Origin of the sequence: Pseudoxanthomonas japonensis (assembly GCF_010093445.1) — a bacterium.
GTDB classification, from domain to species: Bacteria; Pseudomonadota; Gammaproteobacteria; order Xanthomonadales; family Xanthomonadaceae; genus Pseudoxanthomonas_A; species Pseudoxanthomonas_A japonensis.
The window spans coordinates 135093-152032 of record NZ_PDWW01000003.1 but is presented as its reverse complement, the minus strand read 5'-3'; the positions used below and the strand labels follow the sequence as shown (position 1 = coordinate 152032).

The 16940-nt window shown below is 66.9% G+C and carries 10 protein-coding genes; 5 read left to right on the top strand and 5 right to left on the bottom strand.

Annotation, left to right across the window (positions count from 1 at the left end; genetic code table 11):
* Positions 1-74: 74 nt before the first annotated feature.
* Complete coding sequence (locus CSC78_RS03980) at positions 75-2300, bottom strand: TonB-dependent receptor (RefSeq protein ID WP_162336609.1); 2226 nt, start codon at positions 2298-2300, stop codon at positions 75-77.
* A gap of 169 nt (positions 2301-2469) precedes the next feature.
* Between CSC78_RS03980 and CSC78_RS03975 the strand changes: the two genes are divergently transcribed.
* From CSC78_RS03975 to CSC78_RS03960, 4 genes are all read left to right on the top strand, one after another.
* The gene (locus CSC78_RS03975) at positions 2470-3873 is read left to right on the top strand and encodes a GntP family permease (RefSeq protein WP_162336608.1); all 1404 of its coding nucleotides are present in this window, start codon (positions 2470-2472) and stop codon (positions 3871-3873) included.
* Positions 3874-3971: 98 nt separating this feature from the next.
* On the top strand, positions 3972-5846 hold the full coding sequence (locus CSC78_RS03970) for a DUF1800 domain-containing protein (RefSeq protein ID WP_162336607.1): 1875 nt from the start codon (positions 3972-3974) through the stop codon (positions 5844-5846).
* 7 nt (positions 5847-5853) lie between these two features.
* Positions 5854-7338 (top strand): DUF1501 domain-containing protein, encoded by a 1485-nt coding sequence (locus CSC78_RS03965; protein WP_162336606.1) that lies wholly within the window; start codon positions 5854-5856, stop codon positions 7336-7338.
* 306 nt (positions 7339-7644) lie between these two features.
* Positions 7645-8445, top strand: a complete 801-nt coding sequence (locus CSC78_RS03960; protein WP_162336605.1) for a hypothetical protein — start codon at positions 7645-7647, stop codon at positions 8443-8445.
* Positions 8446-8469: 24 nt separating this feature from the next.
* Here CSC78_RS03960 and CSC78_RS03955 read toward each other — a convergent pair whose 3' ends face one another.
* Positions 8470-9615: an NAD-dependent epimerase/dehydratase family protein gene (locus CSC78_RS03955; protein ID WP_162336604.1), complete on the bottom strand. Its 1146-nt coding sequence runs from the start codon at positions 9613-9615 to the stop codon at positions 8470-8472.
* Between the two features lie 628 nt (positions 9616-10243).
* On the opposite strand from CSC78_RS03955, the gene CSC78_RS03950 reads away from it, so the two are divergent.
* Entirely contained in the window at positions 10244-11137 is an 894-nt protein-coding gene (locus CSC78_RS03950; RefSeq protein WP_162336603.1) for a hypothetical protein, read from the top strand.
* Between the two features lie 116 nt (positions 11138-11253).
* Here CSC78_RS03950 and CSC78_RS03945 read toward each other — a convergent pair whose 3' ends face one another.
* The 3 genes from CSC78_RS03945 to CSC78_RS03935 form a co-directional block, all read right to left on the bottom strand.
* Positions 11254-11673 (bottom strand): hypothetical protein, encoded by a 420-nt coding sequence (locus CSC78_RS03945; protein WP_162336602.1) that lies wholly within the window; start codon positions 11671-11673, stop codon positions 11254-11256.
* A gap of 138 nt (positions 11674-11811) precedes the next feature.
* Positions 11812-13074, bottom strand: coding sequence for a CynX/NimT family MFS transporter (locus CSC78_RS03940; RefSeq protein WP_162336601.1), 1263 nt, complete (start codon positions 13072-13074; stop codon positions 11812-11814).
* A 151-nt stretch (positions 13075-13225) separates the two neighbouring features.
* Complete coding sequence (locus tag CSC78_RS03935) at positions 13226-16930, bottom strand: TonB-dependent receptor (protein WP_202924114.1); 3705 nt, start codon at positions 16928-16930, stop codon at positions 13226-13228.
* Positions 16931-16940 lie beyond the last annotated feature (10 nt).

The following is a 16940-nucleotide window of genomic DNA, read 5'->3' as shown; positions in this document are numbered from 1 at the left end:
GCGCGGGAGCATAACGCAGCAGCGGCGGGCTTTCGCCCGCCGCTGTCGGTTCCGCGTCATGGCCGTGCGCGTGCTCAGAAGTCGTAGCGCGCGGTCAGGCTGTACTGGCGCGGCGGACCGTAGAAGCCGGACAGGACACCCAGCGCCGCCTGCAGGTTGTAGCCGGTGGTGCGGTATTCCTCGTCGGCCAGGTTGGTCCCCTGCAGCGAGAACGACCACGCGTCGTTGGCGCGCCAGACCACGCCAGCGCTGAGCAGACCATATCCCGGCTGCTTGATTGCCTCGCTGAGGTCGGTGGTGGGATACACCTCGGACTGGTAGGAATAGGTCACGCGCGCGGAGAGGTTGCCGCCGTTAGCCAGATCGGTGCGGTACTCCAGGTTGAGCGCACCGGAGAATTCCGGGGCATTGGTGAAGTACTGCGTATCGGCGACGTTGACGCCGCCGGTGATGAACTCGTCGTATTTGGCATCCAGCCAGGCCAGGTTGCCGCTGATCAGCCAGTTCGCCGTCGGCAGGAACTGGTATTCCACTTCCACGCCGTTGACGGTGCCCTTGCCGGCGTTGGTGAAGTCGCCGAAGAACTGGGGGTTGCCGTTGCCATCGATGTACTGCGTGAACACCGACAACTGGATATCCTTGTACTTATTGTGGAACGCGGACAGGTTCAGGAACAGGCGCTGGTCGAGGAACGACATCTTGCTGCCGACCTCGAAGCTGTCGACGCTCTCGTCGTCGAATGGCTCGCCCGATCGCGGCACTGCGGTGGTGTTCGCGCGGATGTTGTAGCCGCCGGACTTGAAGCCGCGCGAGGCCAGGCCGTACACCATGATGTCCGGCGTGACCTGGAAGTCCAGCGACGCCTTGGGCGATACGTTCTTGAAGTTGATGGTCTTGTCGAAATTGGCGGCGACCACGCCGTTCGGCGTCGTGAACGTGGCATCGGTGTAACCGATGTTGTAGGCCACCGCATGCTTGTCCTCGTCGGTATAGCGCGCGCCGACGTCCAGCTTCAGACGATCGGTGAGGTCGAACGTCCAGTCGGTATAGATCGAAAAGCTGCTGGTGTTGACCACGCCCTGGGTGTCGCCGAAGCTCAGGCCGAAGAAGTTGTTCAGTACCTGCCCGCCGGCGTCGCCATCGAAATGGTAGACGCCGACCACGCCGCGCGCACGACCGCCACCGTCGTAGTTGGCCTGCACTTCGTTGGTCACCTGGCTATCGCTGTAGAACGCCTTCACGTCCGCAACCGGGAACGGCGTCATGTCGAAATCGATGTTGGTCTCGGTATCCGACTCCCGCTTGGCGACGACGTACTTGAATGCCCAATTCTCGTTGGGACGCCAGTTCACGGTCGCCGACAGCCCCTTCATCTCGGTGTCGTTGACGTTGGGCATGGCGCTGTAGATGTCGTAGCGGCTGTCCATCGGCGTGTAGGCCGACAGGCCCGGAAACAGGAAGTTCGCCGTCGCACTGGTGTTGGCCGACAACAGCTTGCCGCCACGCACGCCCGACTGGTCGTCCAGGTAGTCGAAGGCGAATTGCACGTCGAAATCGTCCTGCGAGTACGCGCCCAGCTGCAGTCGGACCGCATTGATCTCCTTGTCGCTGACCTCCTGACCGTTGAACTTGTTCTCGCCGAAGCCGTCGCGGTTCATGCTGGCGACCGACACGCGGCCGCGCAGGCCGCTGTCCTTGCCGCCGATCTCGCCGCCCAGCGCAGCCTTCACGTCGAGCTGGTTGTAGTTGCCCACGGTGACCGAGGCGAAGCCGGTGGTTTCCTGCGGCAGTCCGCGCGAGATGTACTTGATGGCGCCGCCGATGGTGTTCTTGCCGTACAGCGTGCCCTGCGGACCGCGCAGCACTTCGATGCGCTCCACGTCGAACACGTCCAGCAGCGCGCCCTGCGGGCGGGCGATGTAGACGTCATCCAGGTAGATGCCCACGCCCGGGTCCACACCCCACAGCGGATCGGCCTGGCCGACGCCGCGGATGTAGGCGGTCACGGTGCTGGTGGAACCGCGTGCGGCGTACACCGTCAGGTTCGGCACCTGCGCGTCGAGGTCGCCGAGATCCTTGATGTTGAGCTTGTCCAGCGTCTCCGGCGTGAATGCGGTGACCGCGACCGGCACGTCCTGCAGGGTTTCCTCGCGCTTGCGCGCGGTCACCTTGACCGAATCGAGCGTGGTGGCGTTGGTGGCTGGCGACGCGGTGGCCGGTGCGGCGTCCTGCGCCCATGCCACGGGCATGGACGACAACAGGACACAGCCGATGGCCAGGCTCAGGTGCTTGCGCTTCATGGGTCTCCCCCTCCCGGGTATGACATGGCGGCGGACGGATGCCGCCGATTGAAGCGAACACTAGTGGGCGGGCCGGGCGGACGGCATCGTACCTTCGTACAGTGGGCCGGCCGGCGCGGCGCTGCCGATACTCGCCGCACTGAAACCGGCGGTGGCCGAGGAGTCGTGGATGTCGTTCCTGATCGTGCTGGCCGCGCTGTGCTTCCTGATGTTCGTGGCCTACCGCGGCTACAGCGTCATCCTGTTCGCGCCCATCGCGGCGCTGGGCGCGGTGCTGCTGACCGATCCGTCGCTGGTCGCACCGATGTTCACCGGCCTGTTCATGGACAAGATGGTCGGCTTCCTGAAGCTGTACTTCCCGGTGTTCCTGCTGGGGGCGGTGTTCGGCAAGCTGATCGAGATCTCCGGGTTCTCCAAGGCGATCGTGAAAGCCACCATCAAGGTGGTCGGCGCGCAGCGCGCCATGCTGTCCATCGTGCTGGTGTGCGCGCTGCTGACCTATGGCGGCGTGTCGCTGTTCGTGGTGGTGTTCGCGGTGTATCCGTTCGCGGCCGAACTGTTCCGCCAGAGCGACATCCCCAAGCGGCTGGTGCCGGGTACCATCGCGCTGGGCGCCTTCACCTTCACCATGGACGCGCTGCCGGGCACGCCGCAGATCCAGAACATCATCCCCACCTCGTTCTTCGGCACCACGGGCTGGGCCGCGCCGGTGCTGGGCACGCTGGGCGGCGTGTTCATCCTGATCGTCGGCATGAGCTACCTGGAGTGGCGTCGCCGCGTGGCCGCGCGCAACGGCGAGGGCTATGCCGGCAGCGACGAACTGCGCAACGAACCCGAACCGTTCAAGGGTGACCGGCTGGCCCATCCGCTAATCGCGATCCTGCCGCTGCTGCTGGTCGGCGTGGCGAACTTCCTGTTCACTCGCTGGATTCCCGGTTTCTACGGCGAGAGCCAGTCGTTCGTCCCGGCGGTGATCGGCAACCCGGCACCGGTCGTGCAGGAAGTGTCCAAGGTCGCCGCCATCTGGGCCGTGCAGGGTGCGCTGCTGGTCGGCATTGCGTCGGTCATCCTGTTCGCATGGAAGCCGGTGTTCGCCAGCTTCGCCGAGGGCACGAAGAGCGCCATCGGCGGCGCGCTGCTGGCGTCGATGAACACGGCTTCGGAGTATGGTTTTGGCGCGGTCATCGCCGCCCTGCCCGGCTTCCTGGTGGTCGCCAATGCGCTGCAGGCCATTCCGAATCCGCTGGTCAACGAGGCCATCTCGGTCACCGCGCTGGCCGGCATCACCGGCTCGGCCTCCGGCGGCATGAGCATCGCGCTGGCGGCGATGGCGGACAGCTTCATCGCCAACGCGAACGCGGCCGGCATCCCCATGGACGTGCTGCACCGCGTGGCCTCGATGGCGTCCGGCGGCATGGACACCCTGCCCCACAATGGTGCGGTCATCACCCTGCTGGCCGTCACCGGCCTCAGCCATCGGCAGTCCTACAAGGACATCTTCGCCATCACCCTGATCAAGACGACGGCCGTCTTCGTCGTCATCGGCGTGTTCTACGCCACAGGTTGGGTCTGACCCGCCCGATGGCGTGACCGGCCTGTGCGCGCGGTCGCAAACGGCGTACGGTTCTTGGCCAATACTCCCCGCATTCCGGGGAAGTCAGGGAAATCCGCATGGCGTACTACACCGTCCCGTGGCGTCGGCTCTTCGCGCGCGGGCCATGGCGGCGCAAGACCGTCAGCACGCGCGCCCGACTCGATGCCGTCCAGACGAAACCGCTGGCGGCCGCGCCCAGCCTCGATAGCCAGGTCCGCCAGCGCCTGAACCGCCTGTACGGCTGGAAGGGCGGCGAGCGCGCCAGCCCCAAGGACACCACACCCGCACCGGACGTCGTGGCCGTCACCTCGCAGAGCGGCGGCCGCGTGATGATGGGGCAGTCGAATCCCCGCCTGCTGACGATGGCCCGCCCGCCGTTCGCGGTACAGGCGTTGAACCACCTCAGCTACGGCGCCACCGCCGCCACGGTCGCCGAATTCAATGCACTGGGCAGCAATGACCGCCAGCGGCTGGCGGCCTACGTGGACTGGCAGCTCAACTGGGACGCGATCGACGACAGCGCGGTCACCAACCGCCTCAACGCTGCCGGCTACACCACCCTCAACAAGAGCCTGTCCCAGCTGTGGGCCGATCACGTGGTCTCCGACCCCGAGTACGGCGTACGCATGCGGCCGGCCAACGAGGTGCAGCGCGCGGCGTTCGTGCGCGCGGTGTATTCGCGCCGGCAACTGCGCGAAGTGCTGGTGAACTTCTGGCACGACCATTTCAACGTGCTGGGCACCGACTTCAGCGTCGGCCCGGTGTTCGTGCACTACGACCGCGACGTGATCCGTGCCAATGCGAAGGGCAACTTCCGCACGATGCTGGAAGCCGTGGCCCAGAGCACGGCGATGCTCCATTACCTGGACAATCTCAACAATTCCCGCTCCGGCCCGAACGAGAACTTCGCCCGCGAACTGCTGGAGCTGCACACCTTCGGCGCCGAGAACTACCTGGGCTTCATGGACCCGTTCCAGGTGCCGCCCTGCCCCGAGGAACCTGCCTACCCGATCGGCTACACCGACATCGACGTGTACGAGACCTCGGCCGCCTTCACCGGCTGGTCGGCGAAGAACGGCCACTGGCAGTTCCCCACCGAGAACGACGGCACCTTCGTCTACCGCCAGTCGTGGCACGACGCCGGCCCGAAATTCCTGCTCGGCATGCTGATCTATCCGGAACAGCCGGCACTGAAGGATGGCCGCGACGTGCTGGACCGCCTGGCCAGCCATCCGCGCGTGGCCAAGTTCATCTGCAAGAAGCTGATCCGCCGCTTCGTCAACGACACGCCGAAGCAGGCACTGATCGACAGCGCCGCGGCGATCTTCCGTGCCAACTGGCGCGCGTCGAACCAGATCGAGCTGGTGCTGCGGCACATCCTGAATTCCGACGACTTCATCAACAGCTTCGGCCAGAAGAACCGACGCCCGTTCGACTGCGCCGTCGCCGCGATGCGCACGATGGGCGGCGACTGGACGATCCGCCTGGACCACGGCCGCAGCGGCGACTTCATGTGGCTGTACGGCTTCACCGGCCACACGCCCTACAACTGGCCGGCGCCGAACGGCTATCCCGACAGCGGGTTGTCCTGGTCGGGTTCCAACTCCTATGCGATGACCTGGCGCCTGCTGGGCTGGCTGACCGAGAGCAAGGACGGCGACGTTCCCCTGCACCCCATCGTCGACACCACGCGCGCCAATGTGCCCGTCGCCACCTGGACCGCGAACACCCTGGTCACGTGGTGGTGCACGCGCCTGCTGGGTTACCAGCCCGAGGCCGCGCGCAAGCAGGCGCTGGTCGCCTTCATGGCGCAGAACGGCGACCCCAACACCTACGTCATCACCGACACCAACACGTGGCAGGGCAGCGACCTGAAGCGGCATTACAACCACGAGCGCCTGCGCAGCATGGTGGCGCTGATCCTGATGACTCCCGAATTCATGAGCCGCTGAGGCCCCGATGACCGACTTCCGACTCACCCGACGCGAATTCGTCAAAGGCTGCGGCGCGGCCGCCATCGTCGGCACCACCGGCGCCAGCCTGATGTTCGCCGATCCCGTCGACGCCGCCGTCAACAGCTACGACACCGTGGTGCACCTGTTCCTGCGCGGCGGCATCGATGGCCTGAACCTGGTGGTGCCCGTCAGCGGCGTGGACCGGACCTTCTACGAGGAGGCACGCCCCAGCCTGAAGATCGACACCAGCGGTGCGTATGGCGCGTTGCCGCTGACGCTGTCCGGCGGCGCCGGCACCGGCTTCGGCCTGCATCCCTCGGCCACCGGTCTGCGCGACCTGTGGAACGACGGGAAGATGGCCATCATCCACGCCTGCGGCATGGCCACCACGGTGACGCGCAGCCATTTCGACGCGCAGCTGTACATCGACCTGGGTACGCCCGGGAAGTACGGCTCGCCCACCGGCTGGATGACCCGCGCCTGGGAAACGCGTCCGAACGGCACCGGCACCCTGCCCGCGCTCGGCGTCAGCGGTACGCAGCCGGCCGGTCTGATGGGCGCGATCGATGCGATGACGATGAGCAGTCCTGGCGATTTTTCGCTCAATACGACGGCGTGGAGCTGGCAGCGCACGCGCAGCGATTCACCCAGCGGCCTGCGCGGCGTCAGCGAAACCGTGGCCTCGCTGTGGAACGGCCAGACCGGCATGGAAGTCAACGGCCGCCGTGCCGATGGTGCGTTGCGCCTGATCGGCCAGCAAGGCTACGCCAGCCTGCCGGCGACCTGGCCGACCGGCAACTTCGCGCAGCAACTGTGGACCATCGCGCAGACCATCCGCTTCAACTTGGGCCTGCGCTACGCCACGCTGGATCTGGGCGGCTGGGACACGCACGAGGGCCAAGGCACGGCCGGCAGCGGCTACCACTACTACCAGAACAAGATCGCCGAACTCTCGCAGGCGCTGGCCGCGTTCTATGCCGAGCTCAACGGCACCGGCGAGATGGCGCGGGTGACGGTGGTGGTGCAGTCGGAATTCGGCCGCCGCGTGCGCGCGAACGCCAATGGCGGCACCGACCATGGCTACGGCAATCCGATGCTGGTGCTCGGTGGCCCGGTGAACGGCCGCCGCTTCTACGGCACCTGGCCAGGCCTGAATCCGGAAACCCTGTCGCCCACCTTCGGCGACGTGCCGGTGACCACCGACTACCGCCGCGTGATGTCGGAAATCCTGATCCGCCGGATGGGCAACGCCAACCTCAGCCAGGTGTTCCCCGGCTACACCGGCTATGCGCCGCTGGGGATCATGCAGGGCACCGATCTGGCGCCGAAGGTGGAGGACTCTGCCGTCACCGCGACGTCGATCCCGTCGCTGGTCGTACCGGACGCGTCGTCCCCGACGCGCGTGACGGAACAGCCGACCGAACGCGCCGTGCCCGACTGGCAGCGGCGTGGTCCGGTTGACCGGATGCTGGTGCGGCGCGAGCGCTGAGGCGTACGCGACTTGCCCTTGCAGCAAGGCCATGGTGAGCTAGGTGCTCGCCATGGACGCTGGGAGATCGCACGGATGCCTGTGTTGCGCGCGTACCGCGGGTTCGTCGCCTCGCTGTTGCTGATAGCGGCTGTGGGGTTCGGCTGGTGGATCGGACGCACCCATTCCACGACACGTCCCGCCTCGGATCCGGCCGATGCCGACGAGTCCCGTGCCACCGACGGCCAGACGCCCCCCTCCCCCCCGCGATCCGTTGCACCCGGGGCATTTCCACCCAACCGACCTTTGCCCGCCCCGCAACGACCGTTGCGCGAGGTCCTGCCTGATCTGCGCGCGCGTGCGGATGCGGGCGAGCCCAACGCCGCCTGCAGGCTGGCAGCCGAGATGGAGTATTGCGACCGCCTCGCGACGCAGCTGTCCAACATGTCCGAAGCCATGAGACCAGCAAACGCCCAGCTGCCCCCCGGTACCCAGATGGCACCCGAGCTCCAGGCAGTGATGCGCCAGAACCTGCAGGCTATGTCCGCCGGAGCGGAACACCTGCTGCAGGAAAGCGCACATTGCGAAGGCGTTGCCCTCGTCGACGCTTCCCGACGCGTACGGTACTGGCGGAGCGCGGCCCTCGGCGGCAACGTCATGGCGATGCGCCACTACGCTGTCGGCAACGCGTTTCGCATGAACGAAACCCTGGAGAACTTGGACGACCTGCGTGTCTACCGGCGCGAAGCGGAGACCTTCGCGCAACGTGCGGTCGCCGCTGGCGACCTGCCCACCGTCATGGCGCTCGCCGCCGCTCGTAGCCCCAACCGCCCCTTCCGACGTTACCTGTTGGCGCAAGCGGTAACGCCGGATCGATCGCAGGCCCTGGCGCTCTACCTGTATGCGCAAACCCTGATGGGTGACGACCCGCGCTTCTCGCCGTCGCGCACGTTCGTCGACCAAGCCGTGCGCAACCTCGAGCAGGACCTGGACAGCACCTCCGTGGCGCGTGCGCGTGCGCAGGCATCCGACTACCAGCGCAGACAGCCGACGCTCGCCGCCACCGTGCGAGGCGCTCCGTTCGGACACACTCCCGATGTGCAACGACAGGAATGCACGCCGCCATGAACGGCGGCGTGCGACACGCCGGGCTCACCCCTTGCGCGCGTGCCACGCCTTCAGCAGTTCCGCTTCCTTCTCGCGCGTGATCCCCGCATTGAGCTTGGCCTGACGCTCGGCCGGCAGGCTGCGGAACCACGCCAGCAGGTCCTGCACGGTAGTGGCCAACGGGCGGAAGGTCAGGCCGGCAGCGATCGCGCGCTGGTTGCTGACCGAGCCGTAGCCGGCGTACTCGCTGTCCTTGGACGGCACCCAGATCGGCAGGCCGACCTGCTGTTCCTCCAGGAACTTCGGCGTCACATGCGTCAGCGTCATGCCGCCGCCGGTGACGGCCTGGCAGCCATGCAGCATGGCGTCCATCGACAAGGTGTAGTCCGGACCGCAGGCGTTGAAGACGCCGGTGGTCTTGGCCTCGGCCAGGCGGATCATCCACTCGCCCAGGTCGCGGCCGTCGATGATCTGGACAGGGTCGGTGCCGTCGCCCGGCACCAGGATCTCCCCGCCCTGCGCCACCCGGTGCGGCCAGTAGGTGAAGCGGTCGGTCTCGTCGCGCGGACCGACGATGTAGCCCGGGCGCACGATGGTGACGTTCTTGCCGAACTGCTTGTGCGCCTCGGCTTCACTCAGTGCCTTCAGCGGACCGTACAGGCCGCCGATGTCGGCACGCAGCGACTCCTGCGTCTCCGCCATCGCATCCTTGCCCTTGTACTGCGCCAGCGCCGAGGTCTCGGTGATGCCGGGCTTGCTGCCGTCGGCATAGACCGAGATGGTCGAGATGAAGAGGTAGTGGCCGACGTTGCCCTTCAGCACCTTGCCCGCATCGCGCACCCAGAACGGCAGGCTGGTGGGGTTGTCGATGCAGACATCCCACTTCCGTCCCTTCAGCGCGCCCAAGTCGCCGGTGTTGCGGTCGCCATGCAGTTGTTCGACCTCGGACGGCCACTCGGGCGAAGGCCGCTTGCCGCGGTTGAACAGGGTGACCTTGTGGCCGCGCTTCAGCGCGTAGTCCACCTGGAACGGCCCGGTGAAGCCGGTGCCGCCGAGGATCAGGATAGTCAGAGGCTTGGCCGCCTTGCCGACCGGCTTGGCCTCGCTGGCGGCGGAGGCGAACGACGGCAGTGCGGCCGCCGCAGCGGCCAGTGCGCCCAGCTTGAACAGGTCACGACGGGTGGTGGTCATGCGAGAGCTCCCCAGGACGGGCCGGACTGGCCGCAGTCCGCATTGATAGCACCGCCTCCCGCGGCCCACCCCTGCCTGAAGTCGTGGTGACTTCCTGATACACCCACCGGCGAGCGGAAAGCGGCCGCCCGCGTGTTCCGCCACCCTCCGAGCCGCTCCCGGCAGGGAAAAAGCCTCCCGCGAGCGGCTTGGACCCGTTCCGGGTCGGTGGAAAGTCGCTTCCTAGCGGCGTCGACCCTCGCGGGAGCGGCAGCACATCGCTCCCGCGAGAGAAAAAGCGTCTCCCAAGAGGGAGGAAAGCCGCTTTGGAGACACTTCGTGCCGACCCAGAGAAGCGGAAAGCCGCTCACGATCGACATTTTGTCTGGAGAAAGAGGCTGCACAGCCTCTCGAGAGCGGCAAAAAGCCGAACCGGAGAGGCGTCGGTGTTCCATCGGAGAGAGAAAAAGCCGCTCCGGGTTCGGAAAAAGCTGCTCGGTCGTCGCCGGAGGTGTGCCGGTCGTCCCGGACCGGCGGACGTGCCCACCCTGGCCTTGGCGACGCGAGGCGGCAGGACGCTTCGATCCCACGGCCGCCCCGGGCCAACCGCTGCGTTGAACCACCGGGGGCCACCACAAGGAGTTGCACCATGCCCGCATCACAGTCATTGATGACCACCCGTCGTGGCGAGTTCCGCACGCTGTACCGCGCCCTCGCGCGCAAGCCCGACGCCTTCGCCTCCACGCCCATCGTGTTCTGCGAAGGCGATTCGTGGTTCTCCACGCCGCTGGCGATGAACCTGCTGGACTGGCTGGTGTTCCCGGCGCCGGAGGATGAGAAGAAAGGCGTGCCCCTGTTCGGCGCCGGCGGCCTGTTCTTCCGCACGGAAGACAGCGGCGACCTGGCCGTCGACATGTTCACCACGCGCGGGATCCGCGACCTGTCCACGTGGTACCGCGGGTTCGAGTTCGACCTGGTGCTGGTCAGCGCCGGCGGCAACGACTTCGTCGACACCTTCCTGCAGACCACGTTCCGCGGCGCGGCACCGATGAGTCCGTCCGCCGCCTTCCAGCGCGTGGTGGACACCGGTCGCTACGACGAGGTACTCGCACGCTACCGCGCCTTCGTCACCGCGTTCCAGGCCATCCGTCCGCACACGCCGATCCTGGCGCACACCTACGACTACCCGCGCGAACTCGGCCGCCCCGCGCAGCTGACGCTCGGCAACCTCGGTGCGGCTGCGCTGCTGAAGAAGGGCGTGGGTCCGTGGATCGGCAACAAGGTCGCACACGTGCTGCCTCGCATCGAGCAGCAGCGCGAATTCGCCCGCCTGCTGATCGACGGCTTCGTTGAGCGTGTATTGATCCCGCTGCGCGACGACCGCACCACCGGCAAGGTCTTCGACTTCGTCGACCTGCGCGGCGTGCTGACCAGCGGCAGCCAGTGGTTCGACGAGATGCACCCGACGGGCGCGGGATTCGCCGCATTGGCGAACAAGTTCCGCCAGCAGATGCGGGCGAAGCTGGAGATCAAGCTGGGGTGAGGCGCCACATGACGCTGTAGGATGGGTGGAGCCATAGGCGATACCCATCGCGCACACCGTCTGCCGCGGAGATGATGGGTATCGCCTTCGGCTCCACCCATCCTACGGGCCTGCAATCAGTGGCGGCGAACGGACCCCAACCCTCCAAGCACGCAGAAAAACGCGGTGACTCCGAGGCTGCACGCTGCACCGACCAGGAACGAGAGCGGCACGGAAACCGACCCCGGCCCGCCATGCATCAGCCCTGCCCATAGGATCCCGCCGACCAGCGTGGTGACAAGACACAACGTCAGCGTATTGAGCCGTTTGAGCGCACGCAGGATAAGCATCACGGGCAGGCAAACGACAAGCATGCCGATGTAGCCGTAGATCAGCGACGCGACCACCACGAACGGCAACGCGATGAGGATGTCGATTTCGCTGGCATACATACCTGGCAGGAATGCGGCAAGCGGAATCGCCAGCACGGGCGTAATCAACGGCGCCGAAAAGAACGCGATGAGCGGCGAGGGCTCCGGCGGCGGTTCGATTCTCATGGCGACAGCGTGTGATCCTGTTCTTGCGCAATGATCTCCGGCGACAAGGCCGCTCGATTCATCGAGCGGTCCGTCTACACGATTGCCTTGAAGACCATGGGTGGGCCGCCTCCTGCCACCCATCCTACAGGCGGCAAGCTAGTGCCAGGTATCTTCCAAATACCGCGGCCTGCACGCCAGGTAGCCGCCGATCACCAGCACCCCGATGCACCCGCCGAGGAACGCCATCGGCAGCGCCCAGCCATGCGTGTGATCGTGCAACAGACCAAAGGTCAGCGGACCCGCACAGGACAGCGTATAACCCACGCCCTGCATGAAGCCGGACAGCGATGCCGAGCCTTCGGGCGTGCGCGTGCGCAGGTTTATCATGGTGAGCGACAGCGGGAACGTGCTGGGCCCCAGGCCCAACAGGGCCACCCACAACCACGGCGCGGCCATCGGCGCCAGCAGCAGGCCGGCGAACGCCGCCGCGTAGAAACCGGCACAGACCACCACCACGATGAAGGGGTTGCGCATGCGCACCGCGATCTGCGGCATGGTCAGCGACGCCACCAGGCCCAGCGCCGAAAACAGCGCCACCATCGTGCCGCCGAGCGCCGGCGTGCCACCGGCTTCGACCAGCAGCTTCGGCAGCCAAGTGAACATCGAATACGTCACCAGCGAGGTCATGCCGAACATCAGCGCCATGCCCCACGCCACCGGCGAGCGCCAGGCGCGCCCTGTGGATCGTGGCGCGGCAAGTTCAGGCGCTTCATCGTCGACGGTAACGGCTTCGTCGTGCACACGTGCCAGCGGGCTCTTGTGCGCACGCTCCTGCCACAGCAGCAGGCACCATGGAACGGCTGCAGCGGCGGCGAACACCGCCCACAGGCCGAGCGAAATGCGCCAGCCAGCCGCTTCCATCACCGGCACCGCCAACAACGCGGGCAGAATGGTGCCCGCCTGCAGCACCGTGATGTACAGCGTGCTCACCGTGCCGACGCGATCGGCGAAGTAACGCTTCACCAGCGGCGGCAGCACGATGTTGCCGATGCCCATGCCGGCCAGCGCAGTCAGCGAGGCGGCCATCAGCGCCGTCGTGTCGCCTGCGGCGCTGCGCAGCAGCAGGCCGAGCATCGCCAGCAGCATCGCCAGCAGCGCCGTCCGTTCCAGGCCGATGCGGTGCGCCAGTGCAGGCGTGGCCACGCCGAACAGCGCGAACGCCGCGGTCGGCAGCATGCCGAACACCCCGGTCATGGTCGCGCCGAAGCCGAAGGTGTTGCCGAGCGTATCGAGCAGCGGCGTCAGCGAGGTCACCGCCGTGCGCAGGTTGAACGCGGACAACACGATGCCGAGCAGCACCAGTCCGCGGCCGGACCAGAGCGAGGCTGGTGCGGCCGAGTGGGTCTTCGTGGAATCCATAGCCGCCATTATCCGCGATGGCGTGCGACCGCGCGTCGCGGCCACGGAGACGGTGTGTCCCGTGTATTCCGGTTGCCTGCCCCGCCCCAACGGAAAAGCGGGCCGAAGCCCGCTTTCCCGTGTTGCGTGGTGAAGCCGACACCCCAACCCGTCAGTACGTACCCGTCATGTTGACGAACCAGCCCCGGTGGTCGTAGTCGAAGTCCGTCAAGTCGTCGCTGAAGCGGGTGAAGTTGTAGCCCGCACCGAGACGGAAGTGCTTGTTGATGTCCCGGTCCACGCCGGCCAGGAAGCCGTGCCGTGCGCCACCGTCCTTCACGTCGAGCCAGCGGTACTCGCCCAGCGCGTGCCACTTGGTGCGCAGTTCGTAGCGCGCCTGCACCGCACCGAAGGTGGTGGCCGAGTCCAGCCACACGCCCGTGCCCCGCCCCATGCGCACCTCGCCTTCGCGGCGCGACAGCTTGCCCGCGAACTCCCAGTGCTGGTCGTGCTTGTACACGCCCTCGAGCGACACGATCTGCGAACGCTGATCATATTCGGCGCCCCCGAGCTGACCCATGCTCGCCAGGTCGTACAGGTAGGTGTAGCGACCGAACACGCCCCAGCGCTGGCTGTTCCACGGGCGGTAGGCGAAGCCCAGGTTGCCTTCGATGAAACGGGCGCCTTCCTGCGGGTTGAGCCGGTCGTCGGTGTCGGCGTAGTTCAATCGTGCCGCGATGCGCCAGCTGTCGTTGATGCGGTGGGTCAGGCGCGTGGTGCTCACCCACTGCTCGCGCTGTTCGGCACCGGTATCCTCGCGCCATTCCAGCTTGCTCTGCCAGTCGGTCTCCGGCGACGTGCGGCCACCGGACACGCTGACCGCGCGACGGTCCACCACACCCCCGGTCTGCGCGTTCTCCAGTTCGCCCTCGGACAGGGTGAAGCCGGTGTTCCAGCCGCGGGCCGGATAGAAGTCCATGCCGAAGGTGTGCGCCAGGCCAGACTCGTTGCGCTCCTTCAGGAACTGGCTCTCGTTGAACACGTTGACCTGGCTGGACAGACGCCAGCGCTGGCCCAGCGTCCAGCCGTTCTGCCCCTGCTGGTTGAACAGCGAGTCGTAGCCGGTCGTGTCGGTCGAGTGCGTGTAGCCACCGTAGAACGTGTGTTCTGGCGTGATGCGGTATTCGGCATTGACCGTCGCCGCGTTGCCGCGGTCGCCGTCGGTCACTTCCGCACCCACCGACGAACTGTCGCCGAACAGGTGCTTGGCGCCCAGCGTGTAGGCGTCGTTGTCGGCGTACCGGCCGCCATCATCGTCCACGGTGAGCTGCGCCACGCCATACAGTTCCCAGGCAGTACCGATGCGGTGCTGGTACTTCAGCGCCGCCAGCGTGCCGACCGCGTCGAGTGCGCCGCTGTCCTCATCGACACGACGCACTTCGAACCCCAGTGTGCCGTCGTCGTTGAGGCGCCACTCGAGCGTGGCCTGCGCCTGCGTCAGTACGTCCGCGCCGCGTTCGGCGCGGGTGTAGCGGCTGTACAGGCGGATGCTCTCGTTGAACTGGCCCAGCACTTCGGCGCCGTACTCGGTCACCGGCAGGCCGTTGTCGTAACGCGAGACGGAGTAACCGGCATCGGTGCGACGCCACCACGTACCGGCGCTCCAGTCCTGTTCGGTCCAGCCAAGTTCCTTGAAGTTGGCGCGCGCTTCCAGCGACTTGGCCTCGCCTTCCCGGTTCAGTGCCGTGCCGTTCTGCTGGATGAAACTCAGGCCGCCGTTGTCCGAGAAGAACGCGGGCAGGCCGAACGATTCGCTGCGTGCGTATTCGGCTTTCAGGAACGTGCCCTTGCCTGCCTGCAAGCTGAGGTCGCCACCCTTCAGCGTGTAGTCCTCGCCCGCGCGGCTCTCGTCGATGTAGGTCGCACCCACGCCGACGTGGTCGCCGAACCAGTGCTTTCCGCGCAGGCCCACGGTGAGTTCGTCCGCGTCGAAGCCCGACGGCACCCATTCGTAGTCCACCAGCAGGCGCTGCTCGAAGCCGTCCAGCGGGGTGTCGCGCGTCAGTGTGGGATTGTTGTCGCGGCTGATCTGCGCCAGCGGACGCGTCAGCAGGATGCGGCCCTGCAGTTCATCGATCTCGTAGTCGGCGCCCCGCTGCAGCACCACGCGATTCTCCGTGCGGCCGGTGGTGCGGTCGCGCACCTCCAGCGTCACCACGTCCGAGCCGGGCAGCAGATCGGTGTGGCGCAGGTAGTACAGGCTGCCGCCGGTGCCGATGAACTCGTTGTGGCCCGGCGCGCTCTCCGGCTGCGAACCGAACACGCGCAGTTCGCTGCCGGCATCGCCCCAGCGGTTGCTGGCGTTCGAGCGCCAGTTCAGTGCCGCGCCGTACAGCGAACGCTGGTACTGGGCGAATTCCGTCCCCGTGATGCCGGTGCTGTAGTTGCCCCACAGCGCCTGGTTCTTGTCCCAGTCCACGCGCAGGTAGAAGCGGCCCATCGTGTCGACGTCGCGATAGGTGTTCGAATCGTCGCCGTAGACCGGGTAGTACAGGTCCGGATCGAGGCGACGGAAGATGTCCTGCGGATCGGCTTTGGTGAAGCCGTCGAACAGCCGTTCCAGGTCGCGTTCGGTGGTGTCGGCCTGCGCGGTGACCAGGTATTTGCCGGCGTACTTGGCCTTGCCGTAGAACGCGAGGCGGCCGTCGCTGATCACGTCGTCCTGGTAGCGCGTGTCGTTGGCGAACGCGGCGCCCGAACCGCTGATCTTGTTCTGCGAGAGGGTCACGTCGGCCAGGCCGACACCGAAGAAGTAGCGACCGCTGACGTCGACATCGAGCGTATGCCCGGCCCGTGCCGCCTGCGCGTCGTTGCCGCGTCCACCCAGCGCGATGTCGAAACGGTGCCGCCCGACGGGGACCAGGTATTCGGCGACGAACTTGCGTTCCAGGTCCACCGGGTAGTCCTGGCCGTTGATGCTCAACGACGCGTCGCCCGGCAGGTTGCGGCCCTGGATGCGGATGCGCGATCCGTACAGCGGGATGTTCTGCTGGCGCAGGCCGTTCTCCGCGAACACGCTGTCGATCAGGCTCTGCGACTGCGCCTGTTCGACGCTCAGCGCGTTGCCCAGCTGGCGCTCGGTCGCGTTGCGTATGGCGGTCGCACCGCGTTCGGCTTCTTCCGGCGACACCAGCTGCAACGTGCGCGGCAGGGTTTCGTCGACCTGGCCGTTGGCGCCGGTGGCACGCAGCACGTAGACCAGTTCATCGCCCTTGCGGAAGCGGTACTTGGCCGGCAGCGCGCCATCCCAGTCGACCCGACTCACCGCTGCCACGTCCAGCGGCACGGTGGCCAGCGGTTCGATCAGGTCCGCGTCGCTGGCGCGATACAGGCTGATCTCCAGGCGCTCGATGAAGGCCGGGTAGTTGCCGCGCACATAGAACTGCACGGGCTTGAGGAGGTTCGTGCCGTCGAAGGCGGCGAACGACGGCGCCGACACCGACAGTTCCGGCTGGCCGAGGGTGGGATCCTCGGTCGCCCAGATCACGCCGCCACCGGGCAGGTCGATCGAGAACTTGCCGGTGACGACCGCCTTCGCAGGTGATGCCGTCTGCACGGTCACGCGCCGGTCCGGCTGCAGCGTGGCCGAGGAGGCCTGCGCGTCCGTTTCACGGGTGGCCGGCTGGTCGTAGCTGCGCGTGCGCAGGCGGAAGAACAGTCCGTCCTCGCTGGTGCAGCGGTCCGTGTCGCACGTGACCGTCGCGCCCTCGCCCTGCACGGCGGTGTCCGCGGTCGTGGCCGCTTCCTGCGCGGCCACCATCGGCGCCGCGCCGGCCAGCAGCGAGATCAACGTGTAATCCAACAGCTTCATCTTCATGCGCTTGTCC

Coding starts and splice junctions, on each gene's coding strand:
- CSC78_RS03955 (WP_162336604.1), bottom strand. CDS start 9,615: ATGACCACCACCCGTCGTGACCTGTTCAAGCTGGGCGCACTGGCCGCT.
- CSC78_RS03945 (WP_162336602.1), bottom strand. CDS start 11,673: ATGAGAATCGAACCGCCGCCGGAGCCCTCGCCGCTCATCGCGTTCTTT.
- CSC78_RS03965 (WP_162336606.1), top strand. CDS start 5,854: ATGACCGACTTCCGACTCACCCGACGCGAATTCGTCAAAGGCTGCGGC.
- CSC78_RS03980 (WP_162336609.1), bottom strand. CDS start 2,300: ATGAAGCGCAAGCACCTGAGCCTGGCCATCGGCTGTGTCCTGTTGTCG.
- CSC78_RS03970 (WP_162336607.1), top strand. CDS start 3,972: ATGGCGTACTACACCGTCCCGTGGCGTCGGCTCTTCGCGCGCGGGCCA.
- CSC78_RS03940 (WP_162336601.1), bottom strand. CDS start 13,074: ATGGATTCCACGAAGACCCACTCGGCCGCACCAGCCTCGCTCTGGTCC.
- CSC78_RS03950 (WP_162336603.1), top strand. CDS start 10,244: ATGCCCGCATCACAGTCATTGATGACCACCCGTCGTGGCGAGTTCCGC.
- CSC78_RS03975 (WP_162336608.1), top strand. CDS start 2,470: ATGTCGTTCCTGATCGTGCTGGCCGCGCTGTGCTTCCTGATGTTCGTG.
- CSC78_RS03935 (WP_202924114.1), bottom strand. CDS start 16,930: ATGAAGATGAAGCTGTTGGATTACACGTTGATCTCGCTGCTGGCCGGC.